31 protein-coding genes are annotated in these 24,806 nt (G+C 61.9%); 22 read left to right on the top strand and 9 right to left on the bottom strand.

Annotated elements, in window-relative coordinates:
• The first annotated feature begins 178 nt into the window (after positions 1-178).
• Entirely contained in the window at positions 179-580 is a 402-nt protein-coding gene (locus FF80_RS07360; protein ID WP_035098980.1) for a hypothetical protein, read from the top strand.
• A gap of 296 nt (positions 581-876) precedes the next feature.
• On the opposite strand, the gene FF80_RS07355 is transcribed toward FF80_RS07360, so the two are convergent.
• The 5 genes from FF80_RS07355 to FF80_RS07335 all read right to left on the bottom strand — a co-directional run bounded on the left by FF80_RS07355 (position 877) and on the right by FF80_RS07335 (position 4,845).
• Positions 877-1,182: a hypothetical protein gene (locus FF80_RS07355; protein WP_035098979.1), complete on the bottom strand. Its 306-nt coding sequence runs from the start codon at positions 1,180-1,182 to the stop codon at positions 877-879.
• 167 nt (positions 1,183-1,349) lie between these two features.
• Positions 1,350-2,072 carry a hypothetical protein gene (locus FF80_RS07350; RefSeq protein ID WP_035098978.1) on the bottom strand — a complete coding sequence of 241 codons (723 nt, stop codon included), beginning with the start codon at positions 2,070-2,072 and terminating at the stop codon, positions 1,350-1,352.
• On the bottom strand, positions 2,069-3,424 hold the full coding sequence (locus FF80_RS07345) for a phage minor head protein (protein ID WP_035098977.1): 1,356 nt from the start codon (positions 3,422-3,424) through the stop codon (positions 2,069-2,071). The genes FF80_RS07350 and FF80_RS07345 overlap by 4 nt, the downstream gene beginning before the upstream one ends.
• A 64-nt stretch (positions 3,425-3,488) precedes the next feature.
• Positions 3,489-3,986 (bottom strand): xanthine phosphoribosyltransferase, encoded by a 498-nt coding sequence (gene gpt / locus FF80_RS07340; RefSeq protein ID WP_035098975.1) that lies wholly within the window; start codon positions 3,984-3,986, stop codon positions 3,489-3,491.
• Positions 3,987-4,077: 91 nt separating this feature from the next.
• On the bottom strand, positions 4,078-4,845 hold the full coding sequence (locus FF80_RS07335) for a molybdopterin-binding protein (protein ID WP_035098973.1): 768 nt from the start codon (positions 4,843-4,845) through the stop codon (positions 4,078-4,080).
• Positions 4,846-4,972: 127 nt separating this feature from the next.
• Here FF80_RS07335 and map point away from each other — a divergent pair, with 127 nt between their 5' ends.
• Positions 4,973-5,806, top strand: coding sequence for a type I methionyl aminopeptidase (gene map / locus FF80_RS07330; protein WP_035098971.1), 834 nt, complete (start codon positions 4,973-4,975; stop codon positions 5,804-5,806).
• On the top strand, positions 5,806-6,534 hold the full coding sequence (gene radC, locus FF80_RS07325; protein ID WP_035098970.1) for a DNA repair protein RadC: 729 nt from the start codon (positions 5,806-5,808) through the stop codon (positions 6,532-6,534). The genes map and radC overlap by 1 nt, the downstream gene beginning before the upstream one ends.
• Here radC and FF80_RS07320 read toward each other — a convergent pair.
• Together FF80_RS07320 and FF80_RS07315 are read right to left on the bottom strand one after the other, a co-directional pair.
• Entirely contained in the window at positions 6,526-7,821 is a 1,296-nt protein-coding gene (locus FF80_RS07320; protein ID WP_081917310.1) for a GNAT family N-acetyltransferase, read from the bottom strand. The two genes, radC and FF80_RS07320, sit on opposite strands and share 9 nt — an antisense overlap.
• A gap of 86 nt (positions 7,822-7,907) precedes the next feature.
• Complete coding sequence (locus FF80_RS07315; RefSeq protein WP_348270318.1) at positions 7,908-8,642, bottom strand: cytochrome c biogenesis protein CcdA; 735 nt, start codon at positions 8,640-8,642, stop codon at positions 7,908-7,910.
• 207 nt (positions 8,643-8,849) lie between these two features.
• Between FF80_RS07315 and rpe the strand changes: the two genes are divergently transcribed.
• From rpe to FF80_RS07285, 6 genes are all read left to right on the top strand, one after another.
• Positions 8,850-9,521: a ribulose-phosphate 3-epimerase gene (gene rpe / locus FF80_RS07310; RefSeq protein WP_035098966.1), complete on the top strand. Its 672-nt coding sequence runs from the start codon at positions 8,850-8,852 to the stop codon at positions 9,519-9,521.
• 30 nt (positions 9,522-9,551) lie between these two features.
• Entirely contained in the window at positions 9,552-10,880 is a 1,329-nt protein-coding gene (gene purB, locus FF80_RS07305) for an adenylosuccinate lyase (protein ID WP_035098965.1), read from the top strand.
• Positions 10,877-11,290, top strand: a complete 414-nt coding sequence (locus FF80_RS07300; protein ID WP_035098964.1) for a GNAT family N-acetyltransferase — start codon at positions 10,877-10,879, stop codon at positions 11,288-11,290. Before purB ends, FF80_RS07300 begins: the two co-directional genes overlap by 4 nt.
• Complete coding sequence (locus FF80_RS07295; protein WP_035098963.1) at positions 11,287-11,838, top strand: alpha/beta hydrolase; 552 nt, start codon at positions 11,287-11,289, stop codon at positions 11,836-11,838. The genes FF80_RS07300 and FF80_RS07295 overlap by 4 nt, the downstream gene beginning before the upstream one ends.
• 3 nt (positions 11,839-11,841) lie before the next feature.
• Positions 11,842-12,252, top strand: a complete 411-nt coding sequence (locus FF80_RS07290) for a GNAT family N-acetyltransferase (protein ID WP_035098962.1) — start codon at positions 11,842-11,844, stop codon at positions 12,250-12,252.
• 268 nt (positions 12,253-12,520) lie between these two features.
• Complete coding sequence (locus FF80_RS07285; protein WP_035098961.1) at positions 12,521-12,829, top strand: DUF1344 domain-containing protein; 309 nt, start codon at positions 12,521-12,523, stop codon at positions 12,827-12,829.
• 120 nt (positions 12,830-12,949) lie between these two features.
• Here FF80_RS07285 and FF80_RS07280 read toward each other — a convergent pair whose 3' ends face one another.
• On the bottom strand, positions 12,950-13,273 hold the full coding sequence (locus FF80_RS07280) for a DUF1476 domain-containing protein (protein WP_035098958.1): 324 nt from the start codon (positions 13,271-13,273) through the stop codon (positions 12,950-12,952).
• A 216-nt stretch (positions 13,274-13,489) separates the two neighbouring features.
• On the opposite strand from FF80_RS07280, the gene purC reads away from it, so the two are divergent.
• The 12 genes from purC to grxD all read left to right on the top strand — a co-directional run bounded on the left by purC (position 13,490) and on the right by grxD (position 22,857).
• Positions 13,490-14,254, top strand: a complete 765-nt coding sequence (gene purC, locus FF80_RS07275; RefSeq protein WP_035098956.1) for a phosphoribosylaminoimidazolesuccinocarboxamide synthase — start codon at positions 13,490-13,492, stop codon at positions 14,252-14,254.
• 18 nt (positions 14,255-14,272) lie between these two features.
• Positions 14,273-14,518 (top strand): phosphoribosylformylglycinamidine synthase subunit PurS, encoded by a 246-nt coding sequence (gene purS, locus FF80_RS07270; protein ID WP_035099004.1) that lies wholly within the window; start codon positions 14,273-14,275, stop codon positions 14,516-14,518.
• 269 nt (positions 14,519-14,787) lie between these two features.
• A complete protein-coding gene (locus FF80_RS07265; protein ID WP_035098955.1) occupies positions 14,788-15,870 on the top strand; it encodes an acyltransferase family protein in 1,083 nt (360 codons plus the stop codon).
• A gap of 117 nt (positions 15,871-15,987) precedes the next feature.
• Positions 15,988-16,656: a phosphoribosylformylglycinamidine synthase subunit PurQ gene (gene purQ, locus FF80_RS07260; protein ID WP_035098953.1), complete on the top strand. Its 669-nt coding sequence runs from the start codon at positions 15,988-15,990 to the stop codon at positions 16,654-16,656.
• 1 nt (position 16,657) lies between these two features.
• A complete protein-coding gene (locus FF80_RS07255; protein ID WP_052153285.1) occupies positions 16,658-17,314 on the top strand; it encodes a Pr6Pr family membrane protein in 657 nt (218 codons plus the stop codon).
• Positions 17,307-17,915, top strand: coding sequence for a DJ-1/PfpI family protein (locus FF80_RS07250; RefSeq protein ID WP_035098952.1), 609 nt, complete (start codon positions 17,307-17,309; stop codon positions 17,913-17,915). The genes FF80_RS07255 and FF80_RS07250 overlap by 8 nt, the downstream gene beginning before the upstream one ends.
• Positions 17,915-20,140 carry a phosphoribosylformylglycinamidine synthase subunit PurL gene (gene purL, locus FF80_RS07245; RefSeq protein WP_035098951.1) on the top strand — a complete coding sequence of 742 codons (2,226 nt, stop codon included), beginning with the start codon at positions 17,915-17,917 and terminating at the stop codon, positions 20,138-20,140. Before FF80_RS07250 ends, purL begins: the two co-directional genes overlap by 1 nt.
• An 88-nt stretch (positions 20,141-20,228) precedes the next feature.
• Positions 20,229-20,834, top strand: coding sequence for a hypothetical protein (locus tag FF80_RS07240; protein ID WP_035098950.1), 606 nt, complete (start codon positions 20,229-20,231; stop codon positions 20,832-20,834).
• A gap of 93 nt (positions 20,835-20,927) precedes the next feature.
• A complete protein-coding gene (locus FF80_RS07235; RefSeq protein WP_035098949.1) occupies positions 20,928-21,161 on the top strand; it encodes a BolA family transcriptional regulator in 234 nt (77 codons plus the stop codon).
• Between the two features lie 4 nt (positions 21,162-21,165).
• The gene (locus FF80_RS07230) at positions 21,166-21,480 is read left to right on the top strand and encodes a DUF6665 family protein (RefSeq protein WP_052153284.1); all 315 of its coding nucleotides are present in this window, start codon (positions 21,166-21,168) and stop codon (positions 21,478-21,480) included.
• On the top strand, positions 21,477-22,115 hold the full coding sequence (locus FF80_RS07225) for an HAD-IA family hydrolase (protein WP_052153283.1): 639 nt from the start codon (positions 21,477-21,479) through the stop codon (positions 22,113-22,115). Before FF80_RS07230 ends, FF80_RS07225 begins: the two co-directional genes overlap by 4 nt.
• A gap of 406 nt (positions 22,116-22,521) precedes the next feature.
• Positions 22,522-22,857, top strand: a complete 336-nt coding sequence (gene grxD / locus FF80_RS07215; RefSeq protein ID WP_035098947.1) for a Grx4 family monothiol glutaredoxin — start codon at positions 22,522-22,524, stop codon at positions 22,855-22,857.
• Between the two features lie 129 nt (positions 22,858-22,986).
• Here grxD and FF80_RS07210 read toward each other — a convergent pair whose 3' ends face one another.
• Positions 22,987-23,295 carry a Dabb family protein gene (locus tag FF80_RS07210; protein ID WP_035098946.1) on the bottom strand — a complete coding sequence of 103 codons (309 nt, stop codon included), beginning with the start codon at positions 23,293-23,295 and terminating at the stop codon, positions 22,987-22,989.
• A gap of 149 nt (positions 23,296-23,444) precedes the next feature.
• Between FF80_RS07210 and FF80_RS07205 the strand changes: the two genes are divergently transcribed.
• Entirely contained in the window at positions 23,445-24,662 is a 1,218-nt protein-coding gene (locus tag FF80_RS07205) for an MFS transporter (protein WP_035098945.1), read from the top strand.
• Positions 24,663-24,806 lie beyond the last annotated feature (144 nt).

Raw genomic sequence — 24,806 nt, 5'->3', positions numbered from 1 at the left:
CCCCCCCCCGGCCCTGCGGCGGGACCGCGTAACTGGCGGGGATGGAGGGCTAGTGACATGGGGTGAGAGGGCGGGGATAAGTTTTTTGCGGGGAGCATCGGCAACTTTGTCGCTGTCAGTGCGCTGGCACAGCACGTATGATCAATGAGGACCGTGCGAGTTAGAGATCGAGGGGCAATTGATCATCCAACGATTTATTTTGCTCGTCGTGTTGCTCGTAGTCGGCGCGTTTGTGTTCGTCCTCATTAGCCACACGCCACCCGTTCCCCCTAAACCCAGTAACCAAGTTCTGGCGGATCATCTAATTTCAGTGATTAACGAGAATGGCGATTTCAGCGCTGGCACAATTGTTGTGATAGATGCCACCGAGAAGGTTTGCCCTGGATTGCAAAAACAGGAGCTTGATGCGCTCCTTCAGCGACCAGGTTGGCAATTCACCGCCCACTACGACAACTGGGACGGACACACCTACTGGTTCAAGAAAACGGCGTTCTGGTGGACGGACCGCAAGGGACTTCAGATCGGGTTGAAAAGTGGGGGATGCTACGCCTTTGTGCGCCGGGCGGACGCGATCAGATAGTCACGTAACGGACAAAGTCTCCAACTCCACTTCAGGTCGGAAACTCGGCAGCCTGAATGGCGAAGGGCGGCGGCACTGCGGCCGCAACAACGTTATTATGTTTGGGACACCGTTCCTGTCGCTGGAAGCGAGCAGACGGGCGATTAGCTAACCTTGGCTCGCTTCATCCTCACGGGTTGGGGCGGACCGCCCGCCCAAGCTTCCGTGCTGGTGGAAGGCCCAGCCCCCTGCTCGCGGCCTGCAGCGGGTCATGGGCCATCATCTTGAGAGCGTCATCATTAGATGACCTAGCAATATCACCGTTCCGGCGAGAGCTGTTGCGGCGCCGATGGATCGAACCGGCTTTCCTGCCAGATCAGGCGCGCGAAAAATCCCTCGGGCAGGCTCCAGTGACGGGCATAGGCGGCAATAGCCGCACACACATCCGCGCGATAGTTCAGCTCGGCAATGCAGATATCCTGCCCGCCCAAGGCATAACATGTACCCTCCTCCGCCTCCTGCCCGAGGGCCGGCTGCGGCAATAGGAGCAGCGTCAGCAGCGCCAGCCAGCGCAGTACACGGAACACGGGCCACCCTGGAATTTCGCGCAGACAGTAATTCATCTGCTATTCTGCCGGATAGAACAGCACGTCATAACCATCTGCCGGGACTTAGATATGTGGGCCTGTCCACATACTGCCAAGGTCTCCGGAAGCCGTCAGTCCGCAATCCCCCCAAAGCCACCAGTTCGCTTCCGAAAAAGGCACCCCGCGGCAAGCGCGCTATCCGGTTAGCCTCCGCCCAATTCAAACGGAAATGGCGACGGCTGCCAATGGTCGGCCATCTTTCTGGCCGCAACGCCCTGTGCCTCCCAATCGTGCAGCAGGGCCGCCAATCCTACCAAGTCCCGTCGCTCGATGAAGCCATGCAAGTACTTGAGGTGGCCTATGAAGAGACCCCGTTTCTTGACCTCTTCCTGCCGGTGGTGCCACGCTTTGCTACCGGTCCTCAGCCTCGCGTAGAGCGGGTCAAAGCGTTCGCCTTCCCGGATGCGATATTCAATATCGGCCGCGAGCAGATTATCCGCCGCCTCAAGACGCCCCACACCCGCCAGCAGCACCGCCTTGAGAAATCGGATCATCTCAAAGCTCGGATGAACAGCCATCTCAAGCTCGACAAGCGCCTCCAGAGACGTAAATCGCTGCAGGATCGTCTCATTGGCCAGCTCGAGTGCATCAAGCAATCGGTCCTGCAGGTCCGGCGCATCCACAAAACCAACAGCCCGATCCAGCGTGCGGCCTATGCCCCCGCCAAAATGCGGCGGCGGACCAAAAGTGATGCCTGCGCCCCATATCGGGCTGATATGCCCCTTATACGCCGTGCGGCAAATGTCAAAGCCCACACTAAGATGGCCCATCGGCCTACGCTCTAACGTGCGCCCAACCCGGACAAATTCGGGATGCCGAGCCAGAAACGGCTCAACAAGCCGCGCCACCTGCGCCTCAGTACTCATTCAAATGGCCGCACTTCCATGATGTAGAAATTGGCACCTGGAAATCTGGTGCGAACCCGGTCGGCAATAACGCGCACTCGAGACATGCTCAGGCCAGCGACGCCCGTCTTGATATCATAAACACAAACCAGTTCCGGATTGACCTGCTCCAAAATATCCAGCCGCGTCGTGTCCGCGTGACCATAGCGCGGACCAATTCGCATCGCGCTGTCTCGTCCCTCCGCATCAATTGAAAGCTCCGAAAAAACATTGCCATAGGCAAGCGGCGAACTGATCCTAAGCGCCTCAACGGCATTATGAACATGCGCATGCACGGCTGTTCCCCACACGGATGCTCCACTCACCGCACGTAAAGGCGCAAGCTCGATGGCCGCAGTATTCGTCCACTCCTGCACCTCAGGCAGCCGCTTGCACCAGCGGCTGACCTGTTCAGCCGTCAATGCTTCGACCAGAACCGCCCCCGCGGCCTGGTCGTCCCCGTCCTTCCAGACCTTGAAGGCAATGACGGGGCTAGCGGCAGCCGTCGCCCCTAGGCTGGCCGGCTCGGCCTGCAGCATATTGTGCAGCGACAACAACCCTGCTGCCACGATAATGCCCGCACTCGGCAGAATAAGGGGTCCGGGCGCGGGCGGCTCCGTCTCGGTATCAAGTGAGACCTGTGCCACTCGCACGCGCGGCAGCGCGACCTGTGGACCGCTCGCCGCCCAACTGACCTCCATCAACGGTATCTGGTCATTGCCCAGATAGACCCGTCGAACGCCATCGCGCTTTTCAAACCGGACTGTCCAGCCGTTCGCAAGCGTGACGGCATTGGTGACACTCGCCCCCGAAAACGCTGAATAGATGCGTGTCCCGTCCCGCATCTGAATCGTGGATTCGGCCAGGCTTCCATCCGGCCGCGTCAGTGTCTCGATACGGCTCCAGAGTGCATTGCCAGTGCTATCGCTTTGCACCACGCGCTGAAGCCGCAGCAGCGCATCGGGAACAGCAGGATGACCATAATATGGCTCGGGCCAGCAGCGGCAATTGGGCTCGCTGCCAGGGTGCCCATGCGGCGGCGGATCAGACCATGCAAAGACCTGCCCGCTCAACGCTGCGTGGGTATCACGAACACGTTCATCGCCTGCCGAGCGCCAGACATAGTGTGTGGTCGGCCGGTCATCACCAAGCGCCTTGGTGAAGAGTGACAGCCCAAAATCGAGAAACTTTGCCTGGCTCCCCGCTGCCTCGACGAGCCGCTCCAACGCGGCCGGCACCTGGCCGCGCCGCATATAGCAGTCGAACGCCTGCCGCTTGGCCACCCGTGCCAACCGCAAACGCTTTTCCTCAAGTTTCGGCGATAACAGGCCCATTCACAGCTCCAAACCAAATTTGGAGCCATGGTCTCATCGCGTCAGACTGCGAGGATAACTTCCCTCAGTCCGTCCCACCCGAAATCGGTGCCGCATAAGCAACATCCAGGTCCCACGGGAAGAAAATCCAGGTGTCCTGGCTGACTTCGGTGATGAAGGTGTCGACCATTTCGCGGCCCTTGGGCTTGGCGTAGACGGTGGCGAAGTGGGCGCCGGGGAGCATTTCGCGGACCACGCGGGCGGTGGAGCCGGTATCGACCAGATCGTCGACGATCAGGATCTTGGCGCCGTTGCGGGCGAGGTCGAGCACGGGGGTGCTGATTTCCTTGAGCACCTTGATGCCGCTCTGGCTCTGGTGGTCATAGCTCTTGACGGCCACGGTCTCGACGGTGCGGATATTGAGTTCGCGTGCCACGATGGCCGCCGGCACCAGCCCGCCCCGGGCAATCGCCACGATGGCGTCGAACGATCCGATGCCCGCCAGCCGCCAGGCCAGCGCCCGGCTATCGCGATGGAACTGATCCCAGCTGACCGGGAAGGACTTTTCATTCGGATTGTTCACTCGATCTCTCCTGCGCCGGCGCCGTGGCGTCCGAATAATTGAATTTGGCGTCTTAGCAAAAGCCGGGGCCCTGCGCTATTGCGCCGGGCGCTTAATCCTCAGGTGGCGTAATCCCGGCCCTGGCATGGGCCGCATCCACCATGGCCTGCACCTTGGCGGTCGCCTCTTCCAGCCGCGCCAGATCGGACGAGCGCAGCACCAGCTCGGTCATCACCTTATCCTTGCCCATCTGGGGATAGCTGCCCATCTTGACGTCCGGATATTGCGCCTGCAACTCGCCCAGCGGCCCGCCGACAGTCCCCTCGCCCACTGCTGCCTTGACGGTCATCGACAGCACTTTCTTGCCGCCCTGCAAGGTCGGCGCCAGCGCTTCGAGCATGGAGCGCATGATGATCGGCACGCCGGCCATGACATGCACATTGCCGATGCGGAAACCCGGCGCGGCGCTCACCGAATTGACGATCAGGTCGGCACCCTCGGGAATGCGGGCCATGCGCAGCCGCGCCTCATTGACCTCGGTGCCGGTCTCTTTCCAGCGCGATTCCAGCATGGCGCGCGCCTGTGGATTGATCGGCAGGGCAACGCCAAACGCCTTGGCCACCGCATCGGCGGTGATGTCGTCATGCGTCGGCCCGATGCCGCCGGTGGTGAACACATAGGTGTAGCGGGCGCGCAGCGCGTTGACCGCATCGACGATTTCGTCGGTCTCGTCGCTGACGACGCGGACCTCCTTGAGCTCGATCCCCAGATCGGTGCAGAAATCGGCGGTGGCGCCGATATTGACGTCCTTGGTGCGTCCCGAGAGAATTTCATCGCCGATAACGATCAACGCGGCGGTAATGCTGGCAGGGCTCGACATCGTAAAAATCCGTGGCTTGCTGTCAGCCAGCAATGCCCGCCCCCGATAACTGCGTCAAGCAAGTGTGTCGCCCTTCCCATCGGCAAAGCGAGCGATTAGATTTATCATGCCTGTGTTGGAGTTCTAGATGACCACCTATGTCGATGCCAGTTCCAAAGCCCGCCGCACTGCCGGCGTCATCCCGCTGCATGGCGAGGAAGGCTTTATCGGCATGCGCAAGGCGGGCCAGCTGACGGCGCAGGCGCTCGATATTCTGGTGGACTATGTCGAGGCGGGCGTGCCCACTTCCACCATCGATCGGGTGGCTTATGAATTCGCCCGCGACAATGGCGCCATCCCGGCCACCATTTTCTACAAGGGCTACCGCCACTCGCTCTGCACCTCGATCAACCATGTCGTGTGCCACGGCATTCCCGACGAGCGGCCGCTGCGCGAAGGCGATATCGTCAATATCGACCTGACGCTGATCGTCGACGGCTGGTATGGCGATTCCAGCCGCATGTATCCGGTGGGCGAAATCTCCCGCAAGGCCGAACGGCTGATCGAAGTTACCTATGAAGGGCTCGCAGCGGGCATTGCCGCTGCCAAGCCGGGCAATACGACCGGCGATATCGGCGCCGCCATCCAGGCCGTGGCCGAGGGGGAACGCATGAGCGTGGTGCGCGATTTCGTCGGCCATGGTGTCGGGCGCCTGTTCCACGACGAGCCCAATATCCTCCATTTCGGCGTGCCTGGCACGGGCGTGCCGCTCAAGCCGGGCATGATCTTCACCATCGAGCCGATGATCAATCTGGGGCGTCCGCACGTCAAAATCCTGTCCGATGGCTGGACCGCAGTGACCCGCGACCGCACACTGTCGTCGCAGGCCGAGCATTCCATCGGCATTACCGAAACCGGCTGCGAGATCTTCACGCTCTCCCCCCTTGGGCTGTTCAATCCGCTCGCATCGCGGGCTGCCTGATGACTGACCGGCCGGACGAACTCTCGGAAGCCTCGTTTCCCGCCCCCTCGCCCATTGATGACCATGCCGGCCACCGCCAGCGGGTCCGCGAACGCTTTCTCAAGGTGGGCGGCGATGCGCTCGAAGATTACGAATTGCTCGAGCTGATCCTGCAGCTCGTCGTGCCGCGCCGCGACACCAAGGCGCTGGCCAAGACCCTGCTGCGCGAATTCGGCACCTTTTCGGGCGTGTTCAATGCCAGCCAGGCGCGCTTAGAAAAAATCGATGGGCTGGGCGCCACCTCGGTCGCCCATATCAAGGTCATCCAGGCCGTGGCCGCCCGCTTTGGCCGCGACCGTATCGCCACCGAAAAGCCGATCCTGAGCTCCTGGTCGCAGCTGATCGACTATTGCAATTCGCAGATGGCCTACGAAACCATCGAGCAGTTCCGCATTCTGTTTCTGGACAAGAAAAACCGGCTGATCGCCGACGAGGTGCAGCAGACCGGCACGGTGGATCATACGCCCGTCTATCCGCGCGAAGTGATCAAGCGCACGCTCGAGCTATCGGCCACCGCGCTGATCCTGGTGCACAATCACCCCTCGGGCGATCCGGCGCCCTCCTCCGCCGATGTGCGGATGACCAAGGAAATCGCTGACATCGCCAAGCCGCTCGGCATTACGCTGCATGATCACCTGATCATCGGCAAGGCGGGCCACACCTCGCTGCGCGGCCTCAAGCTAATCTGATTTTTCGGGGGTTTCGGCGGTCTTCCGGCCGCTAAGCCGATATACCAGCGCCTGAACATTGCGCGCCAGCGTCTTGAGCTGCTTGTTGGCCTTGATGCGCGCCCGCGTCTTCTGGAAGGCCTGATGCACGGTCACGATCAGTGCGCCCCGGGCGTTCAGCCCGATATAGTGCTGGCGCAGCGGCGTCTGCACATTGCACCAGTGCCGCTTCTCGTCGGTAAAGCCGCTGCCCATGTCGAATACGCGCATGCCCTGGTCGAACACGGTCTGCATGACGCGCAACAGGCATTGCTTGCCAGGCGAGCCGTTCTGGATGGCCGGATCGTCGCTCATCGAGGAAATCAGGCAGAACATGCGGTCGTTGTGGACCACGTTGTAGCGCACCGCCACCACGGCATCATTGAGCCGCAATATGTGCAGGCGGACATCCACGCCCGAGCCTTCCGCCGCCATGGCATGATAGAAATCGGTCAGCCGGTCATGAATAAAGGGGTCGCGAACGCCCATGACCTTGAAGCGGGCGGCGCGCTGCACGAACATGGTTTCGATCGCCTGGCGCATGTCGCCGCCATTGCGGATTTCCTCGAACCCGACTTCGCCCATGGCTGCCAGCCGGTCGCCCTGCTGCCGGTCATGCTTGCGGCGCGATTTGCTGCGCTGCAGCCTGTCGCATTCTTCCCAGCTGGAATATTGCGAACGGTAAAGCGTTTCGACGGTGAGGGTCGAACCCAGTTCGTCAAACAGGCCGGCTTGCCCATCCACTTCGATGGGAATCGAGCGCAGATAGACCAAGTCAGCGCCGCTCAACTGGCCGATCATCGCCTGCCAGAGCGCGGCACGTCCCGCGGGACCCAAAGCTGCCAGCTTTTTGAAATCGACCACTGGCGCATAGCAACCGGCATGCGCGCCCGGAAACCAGGTAAATACCGGCACGCCACGCACCGTCTTGCGGTGCAGCGGCAGCAGTGCCACGGGCTGGCCATCCAGCGTGCCGACGACAAAACGCTGATCCGCCGGCGTAATGCGGCGGTCCTTGATCCACAGGCGAATGAAATCATAGCTCTGGCCCGGCGATTCGATGCCGTTGGCCGATAGGGCCCGCCACACGGTTTCGACCGCCTCGATGTCATTGCTGACGCTGGCGGCAATATCCGCGCGCAAGGGATCGAGCGCCGCCACGGCAAGGCCGGATGCGGTATGGGTATCCGATGCCGTTCCCGGCAGCGCCGATAGTGCCGCGTTGAGTATCAGTTCCCGCCCCCTGCAATCTTCGGGGCCACTGTGCATCGCGACAATGAATCAGAGCTAAACAAGAGCCTAGCAAAACACCCTAGCCGCAAAAGCTGCGCTATGCGGTTAAGCGGAGATTACTGTCAGCCAAAATTGGCCAGCACGGGGAATGTCTCGAGGAACCAGTAGGACAACCGGGTGAAATTTCCGGTGAGGAACAAAACGCCGGTAATCACCAGCAGCACGCCCATCACCCGCTCCACCGTGTGCAGGTGGCGCTTGAAGCTGTTGAAGAAGGTCAGGAACGGCCCGATGGCAATGCCGGCCAGAAAGAACGGCACGCCCAGCCCCAGCGAATAAAGCCCCAGCAGCGAGGCCCCTTCCAGCGCCGTGCTGCGGCTCGCCGCCACCGACAGCACCGCCGCCAGCACCGGCCCGATACAGGGCGTCCAGCCAATCGCAAAGGCCAGCCCCAGCAAAAACCCGCCCAGCGGTCCGCTCGCCACGCCCGGCCCATTATGCCGGATCTGCCGGTCCAATAGCCCAATACGATAGACGCCGATGAAATGCAGCCCCATGGCGATGATCAGCACACCAGCCACCGGCGTCAGGATCGGCAGGGCCTGCCGGAACGCCTGCCCGAACACAGTGGCCGTCGCCCCCAGCAGCACGAACACCACCGAAAAGCCGAGGATGAAGAACAGCGAAGTGACAGCCACCCGCCGCTGCAACGCCGCCGAACCACTCTCATCGGCCCGCAATTGGTCAAAGCTGGCCCCGCTCATATAGGTGAGATAGGGCGGCACCAGCGGCAGCACGCAGGGGCTGAGAAAGCTCAGCACGCCGGCGCCGAACACCATGGGCAATGAAAATTCCAAGCGACGCTCCTTTTGCGCTCTTCTACCGCGAAGTGTTTCCAAAGCAATGTGCGGCTTCGCCGCATCGCTGGTTTGTGAAGCGGGATACCCCTTCTGAAGAAGAAGAAAGGGAAATCCCCATCCCCACTTTCCATCACCCTACCCTTGCCCGCGCCACCCCGCCACGATAAGGCAAAGACGCATTTTCTGTCGGCAAGGCGAGCGTTCATGACCACCCGACCCATCCGCATTGCGCCATCAATTCTTTCGGCCGATTTCGCGCGCCTGGGCGCCGAGATCGAAGCCATCGACAAGGCCGGTGCCGACTATATCCATGTCGACGTGATGGATGGTCATTTCGTGCCGAACATCACTTTCGGCGCCACCGTCATGGCCTCGGTGCGCAAGCTCACCACCAAGCCCTTCGACGTCCACCTGATGATCGCCCCAGCCGATCCCTATCTCGCCGATTTCGCGCGGGCGGGCGCCGATATCATCACGGTCCATGCCGAGGCGGGCCCGCATCTGCACCGCTCCCTCCAGGCCATCAAGGCCGCGGGCAAGAAGGCTGGCGTCGCGCTCAATCCGGCGACGCCTGTTTCGGCCCTCGAGCATGTCATCGACAATATCGACCTGCTGCTCATCATGTCGGTCAATCCCGGCTTTGGCGGCCAGAGTTTCATTCCTGCCGCGCTGACCAAGCTGGCGCAGGCCAATGCCCTGATCGGCGCCCGGCCCATTGATCTTGAAGTCGATGGCGGCATCACCCCCGAAAACGCCGGCGCGGCCGCCAAGGCCGGATGCAATGTCTTCGTCGCCGGCTCCTCGATCTATGGCGGCAATGATCCAGCCACCTACGCCCCCCGCATTGCGGCGCTCCGCGCAGCCGCCACACTCTGATTCAAATTCTGAACGCGAAGGCCTAAGCCCATGATTCCGCGCTATTCCCGCCCCGAAATGGTTGCCAATTGGTCGGCCGAAAACCGCTTCGCCATCTGGTTTGAGATCGAGGCCCACGCCACCACCAAGCTGGCTGAACTCGGCGTCGTGCCCAAGGAATCTGCCCAGAAAATCTGGGACGTGATGAACGCCCGCAAGGCCGAGCTGGGCGATTATGGCTTCGATGTCGAGCGGATCGATGAGATCGAGCGCACCACCAAGCATGACGTCATCGCCTTCCTCACCCATCTGAGCGAAATCGTCGGTCCCGACGCCCGCTTCGTGCACCAGGGCATGACCAGCTCCGACATTCTGGACACCACCCTGTCCGTGCAAATGGCCCGTGCCGCCGATATCCTGATTGCCGATTGTGATGCCCTGCTCGCCGCGCTCAAGCGCCGCGCCTATGAGCACAAGGACACCATCACCATCGGCCGCAGCCACGGCATTCATGCCGAGCCGACCACATTCGGCGTCAAGCTGGCCGAGGCCTATGCCGAATTCACCCGCAATCGCGCGCGGCTCGTCTCAGCGCGGGCAGAGATCGCCACCGCCGCCATTTCCGGCGCCATCGGTAGCTTCGCCAATATCGACCCGCAGGTCGAAGAATACGTTGCCGAAAAGCTGGGCCTTGCCATCGAGCCGGTGTCCACCCAGGTCATCCCGCGCGATCGCCACGCCATGTTCTTCGCTACGCTGGGCGTTGTGGCCAGCTCCATCGAGCGCGTTGCCGTCGAAATCCGCCATCTGCAGCGTACCGAAGTACTCGAAGCCGAGGAATTCTTCTCCCCCGGCCAGAAGGGCAGCTCGGCCATGCCGCACAAGCGCAACCCGGTGCTGACGGAAAACCTTACCGGCCTCGCCCGGCTCGTGCGCGGCATGGTCACCCCGGCGTTGGAAAACGTCGCCCTCTGGCATGAGCGCGATATCTCGCACTCCTCGGTCGAACGCATGATCGCCCCCGATGGCACGATCACGCTCGATTTCGCCATGGCGCGGCTGACCAATGTTATCGACAAGCTGGTCGTCTACCCCGAAAACATGCGCAAAAACCTCGACCTGCTGGGGGGCCTGCACAATTCCCAGCGCGTCCTGCTGGCCCTGACCCAGGCCGGCTATTCCCGCGAAGACAGCTATGCCGCTGTGCAGCGCAATGCCATGAAGGTGTGGGAAATGCGCGGCGACCGCACCGGCCAGTTCGCCAAGAACCTCAAGGCCGACCCCGAAGTGACTCTGAGCGACGCACAAATCGACGCCATGTTCGATGATGCCTACCATCTCAAGCATGTCGATACGATCTTCAGCCGGGTGTTCAAATGAGCCTAATCTGCGCCCAGGAAACCGGCCTGACCGCCGAGGAATATATTGCCTGCGTCGGCCAGTCGGCGCTAGGACCGACCAGGCCGCTGAGCAATACCGAGCGGGTCCAGGCCTATCTCGACAATTCCAACATCGTCGTCACGGCCCGCGATACCAATGGCACGCTGGTGGGCGTGTTCCGGGGCATGACCGATTGGGGCTGGATTTGCTATTACGCCGACCTCGCCGTCGCCGAAACCTATCAGGGCAAGGGCATCGGTGGCACGCTGATGGACAAGGCCGCCGAAATTCTTGGGCCCGGCGTAACCATCGCGCTGCTCTCGTTGCCGGGCGCGGCGGGCTTTTACAAGAAGATCGGTCTCACCCAGACCGATGCTGCATTTTACCGCGACCGGACCCACCGCACATGAAGATATCGGAAGCCGACATCCTCATTCTGCCCGGCCTTGGCGGCTCCAGCCCCGGCCATTGGCAATTGCGCTGGGCCGAGCGCATGTCCAATGCCGCCATTGTCGAACAGGCCGATTGGGACGAACCGGACTTGGATGATTGGGTCTCCACCATCGAACAGGCCATCCTGCTCGCCACCCGCCCCGTCGTACTGGTCGCCCACTCCCTGTCCTGCATCGCTGTTGCCCATACGGCGAGCCGGCTGATCGATTCCAATGTGCGCGGCGCCTTCCTCGTTGCCCCGCCCGATATCGAGCTCAGCCCCGACGCGCCGGAAGAAACCTATTCCTTCCGCCCCATCCCGCGCGATCCGCTGCCCTTCCCGTCCCTGCTGGTCGCTTCCAGCAATGATCCGCTCTGCACCATCGATCGCGCCGTCGAATTCGCCACCTGCTGGGGTTCCGATTTCCACCAGGCCGGTGAAGCCGGGCATATCAATGTCGCCTCCGGCCACGGCCCCTGGCCAGAGGGCCTGCTGATGTTCACCCGCCTGATGCAACGGATCTGACCCGTGTCCGACTACGTCCTCTCCGCCGAAACGCCCAGCATTGCCGATTACCGCCGCCTGCGCGAGATCGCCGGCCTCAGCGGCAAGTCGCAGGAAGCCGCGGCGGCTGGCCTGCCCAATAGCTGGTTCGCCGTCATCATCCGCCACAACGGCGCGGTAGTGGGCATGGGCCGCGTCATCGGCGACGGCGGTACCGCCTTCCAGATCGTCGATATCGCCGTCGAACCGGCCCAACAGGGCAAAGGACTGGGCAAGCAGATCATGGGAGCGCTGATGGACCATCTGCGCCAGCATGCTCCGGCCACCGCCTATGTCAGCCTCATTGCCGATGGCGACGCCCGCCACCTCTACGCCAAATATGGTTTTGAGCCGGTCATGCCCGCCTCGATCGGCATGGCGACGCGGATCGGCTGACCAAATCCACCGCAATGCGCCAATATAAGCCGCAATCATCACGGCGCCGACATCGCCGCGCCCAAGATCTGCCTAACTCCATGACTTTGTGGCTGTTTCGCCGCTCCAGCAATTAAATTACTTTAACTTGAGAAGGCGTTTTGCCGGCCCTAGCTTCCTATTCGCAGGTTTGGACCGCGCCGGCATCTCGACTACGACCTGCGACTCGACGCGATCTGTAAACCAGCCAATTCCGGGCCTGTCCCGGCGTCTTTACGGAGACATTACTATGCGCAAGATCATCGTTCCTGTTGTCCTGGCCTTCGTTGCCGGCACCTCCGGCATGGCATTTGCTGCCAACTATTCGGCACCTGCGGCCAAGCCTGCGGCCGCCGCAACCATTGCCGGGCCGCAGACCATCAGCAGCACGGTCAAGGCGTTCGATCTCAAGTCCCACACGCTGACCTTAGCCAATGGCATCGCTTATAAGTTGCCGGCCACCTTCAAGGATCCAGGCCTGAAGACGGGTTCCAAGGTCACCGTGAAGTGGCAGCAGAATGGCACGGAATACGACGCGAGCAGCGTAACGCTCGGCTAGCGCTCCGGGCTCGGTATGCGGCGGCCAACTCAACACCTGATCGACCCGGCCGCCGCGGCCGAATAAAAAGGGAGCCAGACCCCAAGGCCCGGCTCCCTCAAAACTCGAATTGCCCGCAGGTCAGCCTTCGGCTGCGATCTGCTCATTGGCGACCAGCACCAGCTGCGCCATCTTCTGGCGAATCACGTCGTCGCCGATCGCCACGCCCTTGGCCTTGAGATCGCCCGAGACCTTGCGGAACACGTCTTCGTCACCGGCCTCTTCGAAATCGGCAGCAACCACCTCGGCGGCATAGGTCTTGGCGTCATCGCCGGTCAGGCTCAGCAGTTCGGCCGCCCAGATACCCAGCAGCTTGTTGCGGCGCGCTTCGGCCTTGAACTTCTTCTCGGCATCGAAGGCAAACTTGGCTTCCTGGCCCTTCTGTCGATCGTCAAACCCGCTCATCAATGTCTCCCGCTGGCTCTGATGGGGCGCCTTTCCGGCGCTCGCCAATCGACATAGGCGGTTCAGCCTGCCAAATCAACGCCGCCCGGAGCGCTGCGACCTTATGCTGCCCACCGCATCTATCCCCTGCCTTCTAGCGAAAGAGCTTGCATTTTTGTGCCTTTGTGGCGCATGAAGCGGCCGAAATCATCCCTCCTTCATCGGTCCGGAAGTTCCATGAACCGTCGTCGTAAAATCTATGAAGGCAAGGCCAAGATCCTGTTCGAGGGTCCTGAGCCGGGCACGCTGGTCCAGTATTTCAAGGACGATGCGACCGCTGGCAACGGCGCCAAGCATGACATCATCGATGGCAAGGGCGTGTTGAACAATCGGATTTCCGAGTTCATCTTCACCAAGCTCAATGGCCTGGGCATCCCGACTCACTTCCTCAAGCGCATCAACATGCGCGAGCAGCTGATCAAGGAAGTCGAGATCATCCCGCTTGAAGTCGTCGTGCGCAATGTCGCCGCCGGCTCGCTGGTCAAGCGCCTCGGTCTCGAGCCCGGCACGCAACTGCCCCGCTCGATCATCGAATTCTACTACAAGGACGACGCGCTCAATGACCCCATGGTCAGTGAAGAGCACATCACCGCTTTCGGCTGGGCTACCCCTGCCGAACTCGACGACATCATGAGCCTGGCCATCCGGGTCAACGATTTCCTCTCCGGCCTGTTCATGGGCGTCGGCATCCAGCTCGTCGACTTCAAGATCGAATGCGGGCGCCTCTATGAGGGCGACCTGATGCGCATCATCCTGGCCGACGAAATCAGCCCGGACAATTGCCGCCTGTGGGACGTCAAGACCCGCAACAAGATGGACAAGGACCGCTTCCGCGAAAACCTTGGTGGCCTGGTCGAAAGCTATCGCGAAGTCGCCCAGCGCCTTGGCATCCTGGTCGAGACCGACAACGCGCTGGCCACCGGCCCGCGCCTGGTTCAGTAAGCCTTGCAGCGGAGCGGCATCATGAAGGCACGTGTCACCGTCACCCTCAAGAATGGCGTTCTCGACCCGCAGGGCCAGGCCATTGAAGGCTCCCTCAAAAGCCTCGGCTTTTCCGGTGTCGGCGCTGTCCGCCAGGGCAAGGTGTTCGATCTGGCTCTCGAGGGCAGCGACGAAGCCGCCGCCCGCGCCGCCCTCACCAATATGTGCGAAAAACTTCTCGCCAATACGGTGATTGAAAACTACGCGATCGAAATCTCCAATTAATCTTTCGTCGCTACACTATCGGGCGCGCCGAACTGAGGCGCCGGACCATTTGTCATGCTCAAGACCATCTCGCTCACAGTCATGTTCATCGCTACTATGGGCCTGCTCTTCGCCGCTTACGCCTCCGTGCCCGTCTAGGGATAATGCATGGGCGGGATTTAGCTAAATCCTTACCAGTTAAGCATTTCGATTAAGCCTTCACGCAGGCTTTTACGCTTCCCATCATCATTGCCTCTATTATGCCCCGCAAGTTCTGGGGAGTTCTGGCAATGACTGGATCGGCAAGGCGCCTTGATTGGGTGGATATGGCCAAGGGCCTGTCCATTTTTCTCGTCGTGATGATGTATGCGGCCTCAAGCGTGGGCGAGGACACTGGCGGTGTCGGCGCATTGCACTGGGCCATTGCCTTTGCCACGCCCTTCCGCATGCCCGAATTCTTCCTGATCTCCGGGCTGTTCCTGTCCCAGGTCATCGATCGCCCCTGGAAGGCCTTCGCCGATCGCCGCGTCGTGCACTATCTTTATTTCTACGGGCTCTGGGCGATCATCCACATCGTCTTCAAGACCGGCCTGCTCTCCGCCAACCCGGTGGGCGCCGCGAGCGAACTGGCCTGGGCCGTGGTCCAGCCCTATGGCGTGCTGTGGTTCATCTATATGCTGGCCGTGTGCGGCGCCGCCGCCAAGCTGTTGCATGATATTCGCGCGCCCCGCTGGGCCGTCTTCATCGTCGCCGCCATCCTGCAAATGGCTTCCATTCGCACCGGCAGCTATGCCGTGGATCAGTTCGCGGCCTATTTCGTGTTCTTCTATTCCGGCTATGTCCTGGCGCCCCAGCTATTCCGCCTGGCCAATTGGGCCAGCGACAATCTCATTCTCGCCCTTGCCGGCCTCCTCGCCTGGGCGGCGCTCAATACTGCCCTGGTCTTCTCCCCGGGCTTTGCCATGCACCCCATCCATCCCGTCATGGGCATTGCCGGCCTGCCCGGTGTGCATCTCATCCTGGCGCTGGCCGGCACCGCCGCGCTCTGCACGATTTCCGCGCTGCTGGCCCGCCTGCCCTGGATGAACTGGCTGCGCTGGATGGGCTCCAAGTCACTGATCATTTACGTGGCATTCGTGCTGCCCATGGGCATTGCCCGCACCGTGCTGATCAGGCTCGGCTTCATCGAGCCAACCCTGCTCAGCCTTGCCATCATGGCCGTGGCCATCATTTCCCCGCTGGTCCTCTATTGGCTGGTGCTGCGCACCGGCTGGGGCGCCTTCCTGTTCGAGCGCCCCGCCTGGGCCCACCTGCCCGGCGCCAGCGGATCGCGCCGCGACACCACCCGCCCGGTGCAAGCGCCGGCCGAATAACAAACCACATCGCAAACGGGATCACAGGGGCGGGATATTGTATCTCGCCCCTTGCCTTTTTGCCCAAGACTCACGACAAGGGCCTCGCGCAACCCCAGACATAGCGAGGACCTGCCGATGAAATCAGCCGTCATCGTCTTCCCCGGCCTCAATCGCGACCGCGACATGATCGCGGCGCTCACCAAGATTTCCGGCACCGCCCCCCAGGTGGTCTGGCATCAGGATGCCGATTTGCCCGATGTCGACCTCGTGGTCATCCCCGGCGGTTTTTCCTATGGCGACTATCTGCGCTGCGGCGCCATCGCCGCCCGCTCGCCCATCATGGACAAGCTGCGTGAGCGCGCTGCCCAGGGCGTAAAGGTGCTGGGCGTCTGCAACGGCTTCCAGATCCTGATCGAAGCGGGCCTGCTGCCCGGTGCGCTGATGCGCAATAAGAGCCTCAAATTCGTCTGCCGCGAGGTCAAGCTCGAAGTGGTCAATGCCGCGACCGACTTCACCCGCGGCTATAAAGAGGGCCAGATCATCCGCTGCCCCGTGGCTCATCACGATGGCAATTACTTCGCCGATGCCGACACCATTGCCCGCCTCGAAGGCAATGGCCAGGTGGCCTTTCGCTACGCCGAGGGCACCAATCCAAACGGCTCGATCAACGACATTGCCGGCATTTTCAACGAGCAGAAAAACGTGCTCGGCCTGATGCCCCACCCGGAAAACCTCATCGAGTCTGCGCATGGCGGCAGCGATGGACGGGCGCTGTTCTCGGGATTGCTGGGCCAGGCGGCTTAGGATGAACCTGCGGGCGCCAGTCAATCCGCGATTGCTGTTGACCTGGCTGGGCCTGCTGTTCGGCGCGGCCGGGTTGATCCTGCAATTCTGGCTTTCGATGCAGGGCGCCCTCGCCAATGGCCGGGATTTCCCGGGCTTTCTCGGGCATTTCCTCGCCTTTTACACCATCCTGACCAATATCGCGCTGGTGCTGGTCTACCTCTCCGAAGTCCTGCCCACGCCACGCCTCGAGCTATTCCGCCAGCCGCTGGTCCGCGGCCTGATGGCAGCCAATATCGCGCTGGTCGGTCTCTACGTCTATTTCGTGCTGCGCTACCTCCATACGCTCGATGGTGCGGCTCTCATGGCCGACAATATCCTGCATTATCTGTGCCCCACGCTCTACCTGCTGTGGTGGCTGGTGAGCCAGCGGCATGGCCAATTGCGCTGGAACCACCTGCCAGCAATGCTGCTGCCAACGCTGGTCTATTTCCTCTACATCCTGGCTCGCGGCGTCTGGGTGCAGCAATATCCCTACCCCGTGCTCAACGTGGTCGAGCTCGGCTATGGCCAGGTGCTCCTGAACGCCTTCTTCATGGCCGCCGCCCTCGCTCTGCTCTGCATCGCGGTCATCACCGCCGACAAACTCATTGCCCACGGGGCGCTGCGCTATGAGTGACACCCAACGCAGCAGCGTCGCCATCATCATCTTCGAGGGCGTCGAAGAACTCGACTTCATCGGCCCTTGGGAAGTGTTCCGGATGGCCGGCAGGATGGGCGCGCCCGCCGATACCTTCACTATAGCCTGGCCACAGAACAACATTCGCTGCGCCGAGGGCCTCCGGGTCACCGCCGATCACACTTTCGACGACGCCCCACACGCCGACATTGTCATTGTCCCCGGTGGCCGCGGCACGCGCCCCCTGGTGTCCGACTCAGCCTTCATCGAACGCCTCCGGCCCTATGTGGCGGCAGCGACCTGGCAGACATCGGTCTGCACTGGCGCCGCGCTGATCGGCAAGGCCGGCTTCCTCGATGGCAAACGCGCAACGACCCATTGGGGTGCCTTCGATTTCGTCCGCACCGCCGCACCAAAGGCCATATTGCTGGAAAACCAGCGCTTTGTGCATGACGGCAATGTGGTGACCAGCGCCGGCATCTCGGCCGGTATCGATATGTCCTTGTGGCTGGTCGGACATTTGTTCGGCGAAGACGTCGCCCGTGCCACCCAACGCCAAATGGAATATTTTCCAGAGCCTCCCTACGGAAACGCTGCCTGATGACCCTTCCCAACGACATCGTCATTACCCCCCAGCTGGTCGCCGATCACGGCCTCAAGCCCGATGAGTACGACAAGATTGTCGCGCTGATCGGTCGTACACCGACCTATACGGAATTGGGCATTTTCTCGGCGATGTGGAACGAGCATTGCTCGTATAAATCCTCCAAGAAATGGCTCAAGACCCTGCCCACCACCGGGCCTCGCGTCATCCAGGGGCCGGGCGAGAATGCCGGCGTGGTCGATATCGGCGACGGGCAGGCCGTGGTCTTCAAGATGGAAAGCCACAACCATCCCAGCTTCATCGAGCCCTATCAGGGCGCCGGCACCGGCATGGGCGGCATCCTGCGCGACGTCTTCACCATGGGCGCCCGCCCCGTCGCGGCCATGAACGCCCTGCGCTTCGGCGCGCCCGGTCATGAAAAGACCCGTCATCTGGTCTCTGGCGTCGTTGCCGGCATTGGCGGCTATGGCAATGCCTTTGGCGTGCCAACGGTGGGCGGCGAAGTCGAATTCGACGAGCGCTACAATGGCAATATCCTGGTCAACGCCTTCGCGGCGGGCCTGGCCGATACCGACAAGATTTTCTATTCCAAGGCTGAAGGCGTTGGCCTGCCCGTCGTCTATCTCGGCGCCAAGACCGGCCGCGATGGCGTGGGCGGCGCCACCATGGCCTCGGCCGAATTCGGCGACGATATCGATGAAAAACGTCCCACCGTGCAGGTCGGCGACCCCTTCACCGAAAAGCGCCTGCTCGAGGCCTGCCTTGAGCTGATGGCCACCGGCGCGGTCATCGCCATTCAGGACATGGGCGCTGCGGGACTGACCTGCTCGGCCGTCGAAATGGGCGCTAAGGGCGACCTTGGGATCGAGCTGGACCTCGACAAGGTGCCGGTGCGCGAAACCCATATGACGGCCTATGAAATGATGCTCAGCGAAAGCCAGGAGCGCATGCTCATGGTGCTGCATCCCGAAAAGGAAGCCGAGGCTCGCGCGGTTTTCGAAAAGTGGGAGCTCGACTTCGCCACTGTCGGCAAGACCACCGACGATCTGCGCTTCCGCGTGCTTTGGCAGGGCGATGAAGTCGCCAATCTGCCGATCAAGGACCTCGGCGACGAAGCGCCCGAATACGATCGCCCCTGGACCGAGCCGCAAAGGCCGGCCGCGCTCGCCGCGACCGACATCCCTCAGATGGAGGTGGCCGATGCCCTGCTCAAGCTGATGGGCAGCCACCAGATCGCCTCGCGCCGCTGGGTCTATGAGCAATATGACACGCTGATCCTGGGCAATTCCCTGCAGCGCCCCGGCGGCGATGCCGGCGTCATCCGCGTCGAAGGCCACGACACCAAGGCCCTGGCCTTCACCTCCGACGTTACCCCGCGCTATTGCGAAGCCGACCCCTATGAGGGCGGCAAGCAGGCCGTGGCCGAGGCCTGGCGCAATCTGACTGCGACTGGTGCCGAGCCTCTCGCCGCCACCGACAACCTCAATTTCGGCAATCCCGAGCGCCCCGAAATCATGGGCCAGCTCGTTGGTGCCGTGAAGGGCATTGGCGAAGCCTGCCGCGTGCTCGAATTCCCCATCGTTTCGGGCAATGTCAGCCTCTACAACGAAACCAATGGCCGCGGCATCCTGCCGACGCCCACCATTGGCGGCGTTGGCCTGCTGCCCGACTGGAACAAGATGGCCCGTATCGGCTTTGCAGCCGAAAATCAGGTCATCCTGCTGGTCGGCTCGCCCGCCGCGCGTGGCACCCATCTGGGCCAATCGATCTATCTGCGCGACCTGTTCGGCCGCCGCGATGGCACGGCGCCGACTGTCGATCTCGCCCACGAAAAGCGCACGGGCGACTTCGTCCGCAAACTGATCCGCTCGGGCACCGCCACCGCCTGCCACGACCTGTCCGATGGCGGCCTTGCCGTGGGCCTGGCCGAAATGGCCATCGCCTCGGGCATCGGCGCCAATATTGTCGATCTCACCGACCAGAGCCCGATCCTGCAATATTTCGGCGAAGACCAGGGCCGCTACCTGCTGACGGTCAATCTCGACCCGCAGGGCGACGAGATCGCCGCCCTCTGGGCCGAGGCCAAATCCCTGGGCATCCACGCGCCCTGGATCGGCACCACCGGCGGCACCGATCTGGTTCTGGGCGCTGCCCGCCCGGTCGCCGTCCGCGACCTGGCCGCGGCGCATGAAGGCTGGTTCCCCAGCTACATGAACGGGTAAGGCTATCAATTAATCTGCCTGCCTTATGATCGCCGCTCTTTGGAGTGCTTTGACACTCCGGGGCGGCGTTATCATTTCGGAGACGACCATGAATTTTCGACCGGCGATCAGTGGTCTAGCGGCTTTGACCTTGGGCCTGCTGCCGGCCGCCGCCTATGCCCAGAGCGTCAACGTCACGCGCTCGATTCTGCAGGATCAGCCCTATACGGTGATCTATCCGGACGTCATGGTGCCCTCGGGCGGCGCCACCGAGCCGCTGAACCTCACCCATCCCAGCGTGCCGCTGCAATGCGACATCACTATCGTGCCGGTGCAGGATACCGACTGGACGGCGCAAAGCGCGCTCTCCAGCCTCAATGACGGCGAAGTCACCGCCAGTTGGGCCAAGACTTTTCCCGGCTTCACCCTGGGCACCAAAACCACCACGCCCTATCAGAGCGGCCCCGCACTGCTCTACGACGGCCAGAGTACCGACTCGCCCATGGGCATCCCGCTCACCATCGTGCATACCGAAGCCGTCGATGCCGGCCGCGGTTATACCCTCGATTGCCTGTTCGCCACCGAGATCGCCGCCCAGGCCCGCCCCATGGTCGATTTCATCATCGCCAATTTCTCGACCCGCTCGGACGCCGATTGCTGCGTCGGCGCGGAAGCCAAATCCGTTGAAACCGCCCCGATTGCCCCCACGCAATAGCGGCTTGGCGCAGCGCTCGTATTGAAGCGCCCTGTCCGGTGCCATATCTTGGTGGAGTCGGCGCTGACGCCGGACTGACCAAGGAGTTGAGCAATGCCCATGGACGCCAACGAGATCGAGCGCCGCATCAAGGCCGCGTTGCCTGACGCCGACATCGATATTCGCGACCTGGCCGGCGATGGTGACCATTATGCCGCGACCGTCATTTCCGCCGCCTTCAAGGGCAAATCCCGCGTGCAACAGCACCAACTGGTCTATGCCGCCCTGCAAGGCGATATGGGCGGCGCCCTGCACGCCCTGGCCCTGCAGACCAGCGCCCCCGAATAGAACGGTGTCGCTGCGCGACTCGCTCGAGCTGATCCGCATGGTCCGTCCCGAAGCCGGGACGGCTGCGCTCGAACATGAAATCGCCGCCGAACGCGCCTCCTCGATCAGCGCCGCCGAGCGCAAGGTGATCGCCACCCTCGCGGCCCTTGCAGAGGCGCACACCGAACCCGCCCTGGCCGGCGCACGCCAGGCCGTATGGGAATATTTCGTGCATCGCGAATTGATCGGCTTCCGCCGCCACAATGACGTGATTCAAGACCTCAGCATCCCCCGCGAAGTCCTTGCCGGCCTTGGCGCTTCCCCAAGCAGGAACAGATGACCCGCGCCGTTTTCTTCGACGTGGATGGCGTGCTGGTTCATGGCTTTCATGCCCGCCCCGACCTGACCCGCCGCTGGGACACGAACCTGATGGCCGATATGGGCGTGGACCCCAGGCGGTTTGTCGACGAGTTCATTTTCGACATCTTCGTCAAAAAGGTGGTAACCGGCGAAATGTCGGTAATCGACGCCCTCGAACGCCGCCTGCCTTCGCTGGGCTACAAGGGCTCGCCCGTCGCCTTCCACCATTATTGGCTGATCAACGACAGCGAACTCAACCAACCGCTCCTTGAGGGCATAAGCCAGCTCAAGCGCAAAGCCGACATCCGGCTCTATATCGCGACCAATCAAGAGCATTTGCGCGCCAGCTGGCTTTGGAGCCATCTGGGTCTCAATGAATTGTTCGACGATATGTTCTATTCAGCCCGCGTTGGCGTTCGTAAGCCGGACCCTGCCTTTTTCAATTTCGCCATGAGCAAGATCGGCCCCCAGTCCGAACCGCCCCTCTTTTTTGACGACACGCCCAAGGTCATCGACGGCGCCCGCGCTGCCGGTTGGGAGGCGGTGCTGTTCAACACGATCGACGATTTCACCAGCCACCCCTGGGTGGCACAGCGCATGGACACGGCATTGTGAGCCCCGCGGAGATCGAACAAACCAAGCTGCGGGCGAGTTTTTTGAACTCCATCGCATCTTCGAGCGTTGTCGCCTCTGTTATTACCCCGGCGATAGGCCTATCTATTGGAGCGATCAACCTGGCCTCGGCCAATTTCATGATCGTGTCCACCGCCTGCGGATTTTGGTGTATTGTGGGTTTCGTGATACATCTGTTCGCAGTCAGACTGCTTGGCAGATTGGAGTAAAGCAAATGGAGCTCTACGCCTTCTTCATATGGCCAGCCATCGTATTTGGGGCCCTCGCGGCCTATGCGTGGTATGCCCACAGCCAGGTTGGCAAACATCACCCTCACCCTGGCGAATAGGTCCGGGGCAGCAGCAAGATTTTCTAGTCCGCGCCAGCGGCTTCCGTACGAGAAACAATCATGACCGACATCAACGCATTCATCGACGACAAGGTGAAGAATAACGACATCTTCCTGTTCATGAAGGGCTCGCCGGACTTTCCGCAATGCGGCTTCTCGGGCCAGGTCGTCCAGATCCTGAACTATCTCGGCGTTGAGTATGGCAGCGCCAATGTGCTGGAAAGCGCCGAACTGCGCGACGGCATCAAGGCCTATACCAATTGGCCGACCATTCCCCAGCTCTATGTGAAGGGCGAATTCGTCGGCGGCGCCGATATCGTCCGCGAAATGTTTCAGGCCGGTGAACTCCAGACCCATCTCGAAAGCGCCGGCATCCCGGTCAAGCTCTCGGCCTAAGTCTGACGATCAGTTACCAAAACGCCGGTCCCCAGAGGCCGGCGTTTTCTATTAGGCAGGAGACCCCCGCTCCCCTCGCCGCTGAGGAGCGAGGGGACGATGGAGCGCCATGCCTGGTGTATGCGATCGCTAGCAGGAAGGGGCGGTTGGCCTGGTGGCCTCAAAATCGGCCGAAAGCCGCAATTCCCGCAGCGGCCGCACGCGCCGAGTCGCCTCAGCATAGGTCGGATGAGCCTTATAGGCCGCCAGCGCCGCAGCGTCGGCGAACTCGGCATAGACCACCACGTCGACCTCGTTGGAAATCTTGTCCACCTTGCTGTTCCGCGACACCTCGAAATGGGTGCTGTGCGGAATGGTCCCAAGCAGGTTCAGCCCCTCACAAATCGCGTGGAGACTGTCATCCGACTTGGCGGTGAAAAAGACGATATGGCGGATCACGCTCAGACTCCACAATAGTGGCGCGACTTGTCGATGCGATTGACGCAATGGTCAACCATCACCAGTCTTGATAGATCCCATTTATCAATATTGCTTTGCGTGATGATGTCGCGGGCGTAGATAGAACATCCATATCCGGATGTCCTGCCATGACCTCATCGGCCCTGCGCCCCGCCGTTCCCCTGCTCGCCATCATCATTGCCGGCTGCATCATCGCAGCGATCGGCAATGGTATACGAACCAGTTTCGGCCTTTTCACCCTGCCGATGACCAGCGATCTGGGTCTCAGCCGCGAGGGTTGGGGCATGGCCATGGCCATCCAGAACCTGGCCTGGGGTATTGCGCAGCCCTTCGCCGGCGCCTTTGCCGACCGGGTCGGCACCGCCCGCACCGTGGCCGCGGGCGCTGCCCTCTATGCCTTGGGCGTCGTGCTCATGGCCTTTTCGCCCAATGCCGCCATCATGACCCTGACCGGTGGCGTCATCACCGGCGTCGGCATTGCGGTCTGCTCGTTCAGCGTGGTCATGGCCGCCTTCGGCCGCGCCGTCCCCGCCGAAAAGCGCAGCCTGATTTTTGGCGTCGCCACCGCCGCCTCCTCGTTCGGGCAGTTCGCTTTTGCCCCGATCAGCCAGGGCTTCATCAATGCCTTTGGCTGGCAGACCGCGCTGATCTATCTCGGCGCCATGCTGTTGCTGGTTATTCCACTGTCCTATGCCCTGCGCGGCCGTAGCGAGCGCACCGCGGGCCAGGTGGAAATGCCATTCATGCAGGCTTTGTCCCGCGCCTGGGGCCATGGCTCCTACCGGCTGCTGGTGATCGGCTTCTTCGTTTGCGGCTTCCACCTCGCCTTCATCAATGTCCATATGCCCGCCTATCTGGTGCAATGCGGCCTCTCGCCCGAAGTCGGCAGCTGGACCATTGCGGTGATCGGCCTGTTCAACGTCGTCGGCAGCCTGTCGGCCGGCTATCTGGGCGGCCGCGTGCCCAAGCAGATCCTGCTCGCCAGCATTTACTTCCTGCGCGCGATCGCCATTGGCCTGTTCATGCTGTTCCCGGTCACCGAGATCACGGCCTATGCCTTCGCGGCCGCCATGGGCCTGCTCTGGCTCTCGACCGTGCCCCCAACCGCGGGCCTCGTCTCGGTGTTCTTTGGCCCCCGCTATATGGGCATGCTCTATGGCGTCGCCTTCTTCAGCCACCAGCTCGGCTCGTTCATGGGCGTGTGGCTGGGCGGCGTAGCTTTCGATCTGACCGGACACTACGACCTGGTCTGGTATCTGGGCATCCTGCTCGGCCTTGCCTCGGCGGCATTGCACCTGCCGATCAACGACCGCACCGCGCCGGCTTTCGCCCTGAAACCGGCTTGATATCGTCATTTGCCGATTGACGCCTTGCCAAAGCGGACCATGAGGTTCATGGTTCGCCTTGTCTTCCCGCCGCGCGTTTTGCCGTGGCCTGCCTGAGTTTCATTCATGTCTGATCATTTTTCGCGGGTTTTATCCCGTCCAGAA

This window comes from Devosia sp. LC5 (assembly GCF_000735585.1).
Taxonomy (GTDB): Bacteria; Pseudomonadota; Alphaproteobacteria; order Rhizobiales; family Devosiaceae; genus Devosia.
The sequence above is the reverse complement of the archived record's forward strand: the minus strand, read 5'-3'. Positions and strand labels throughout refer to the sequence as shown.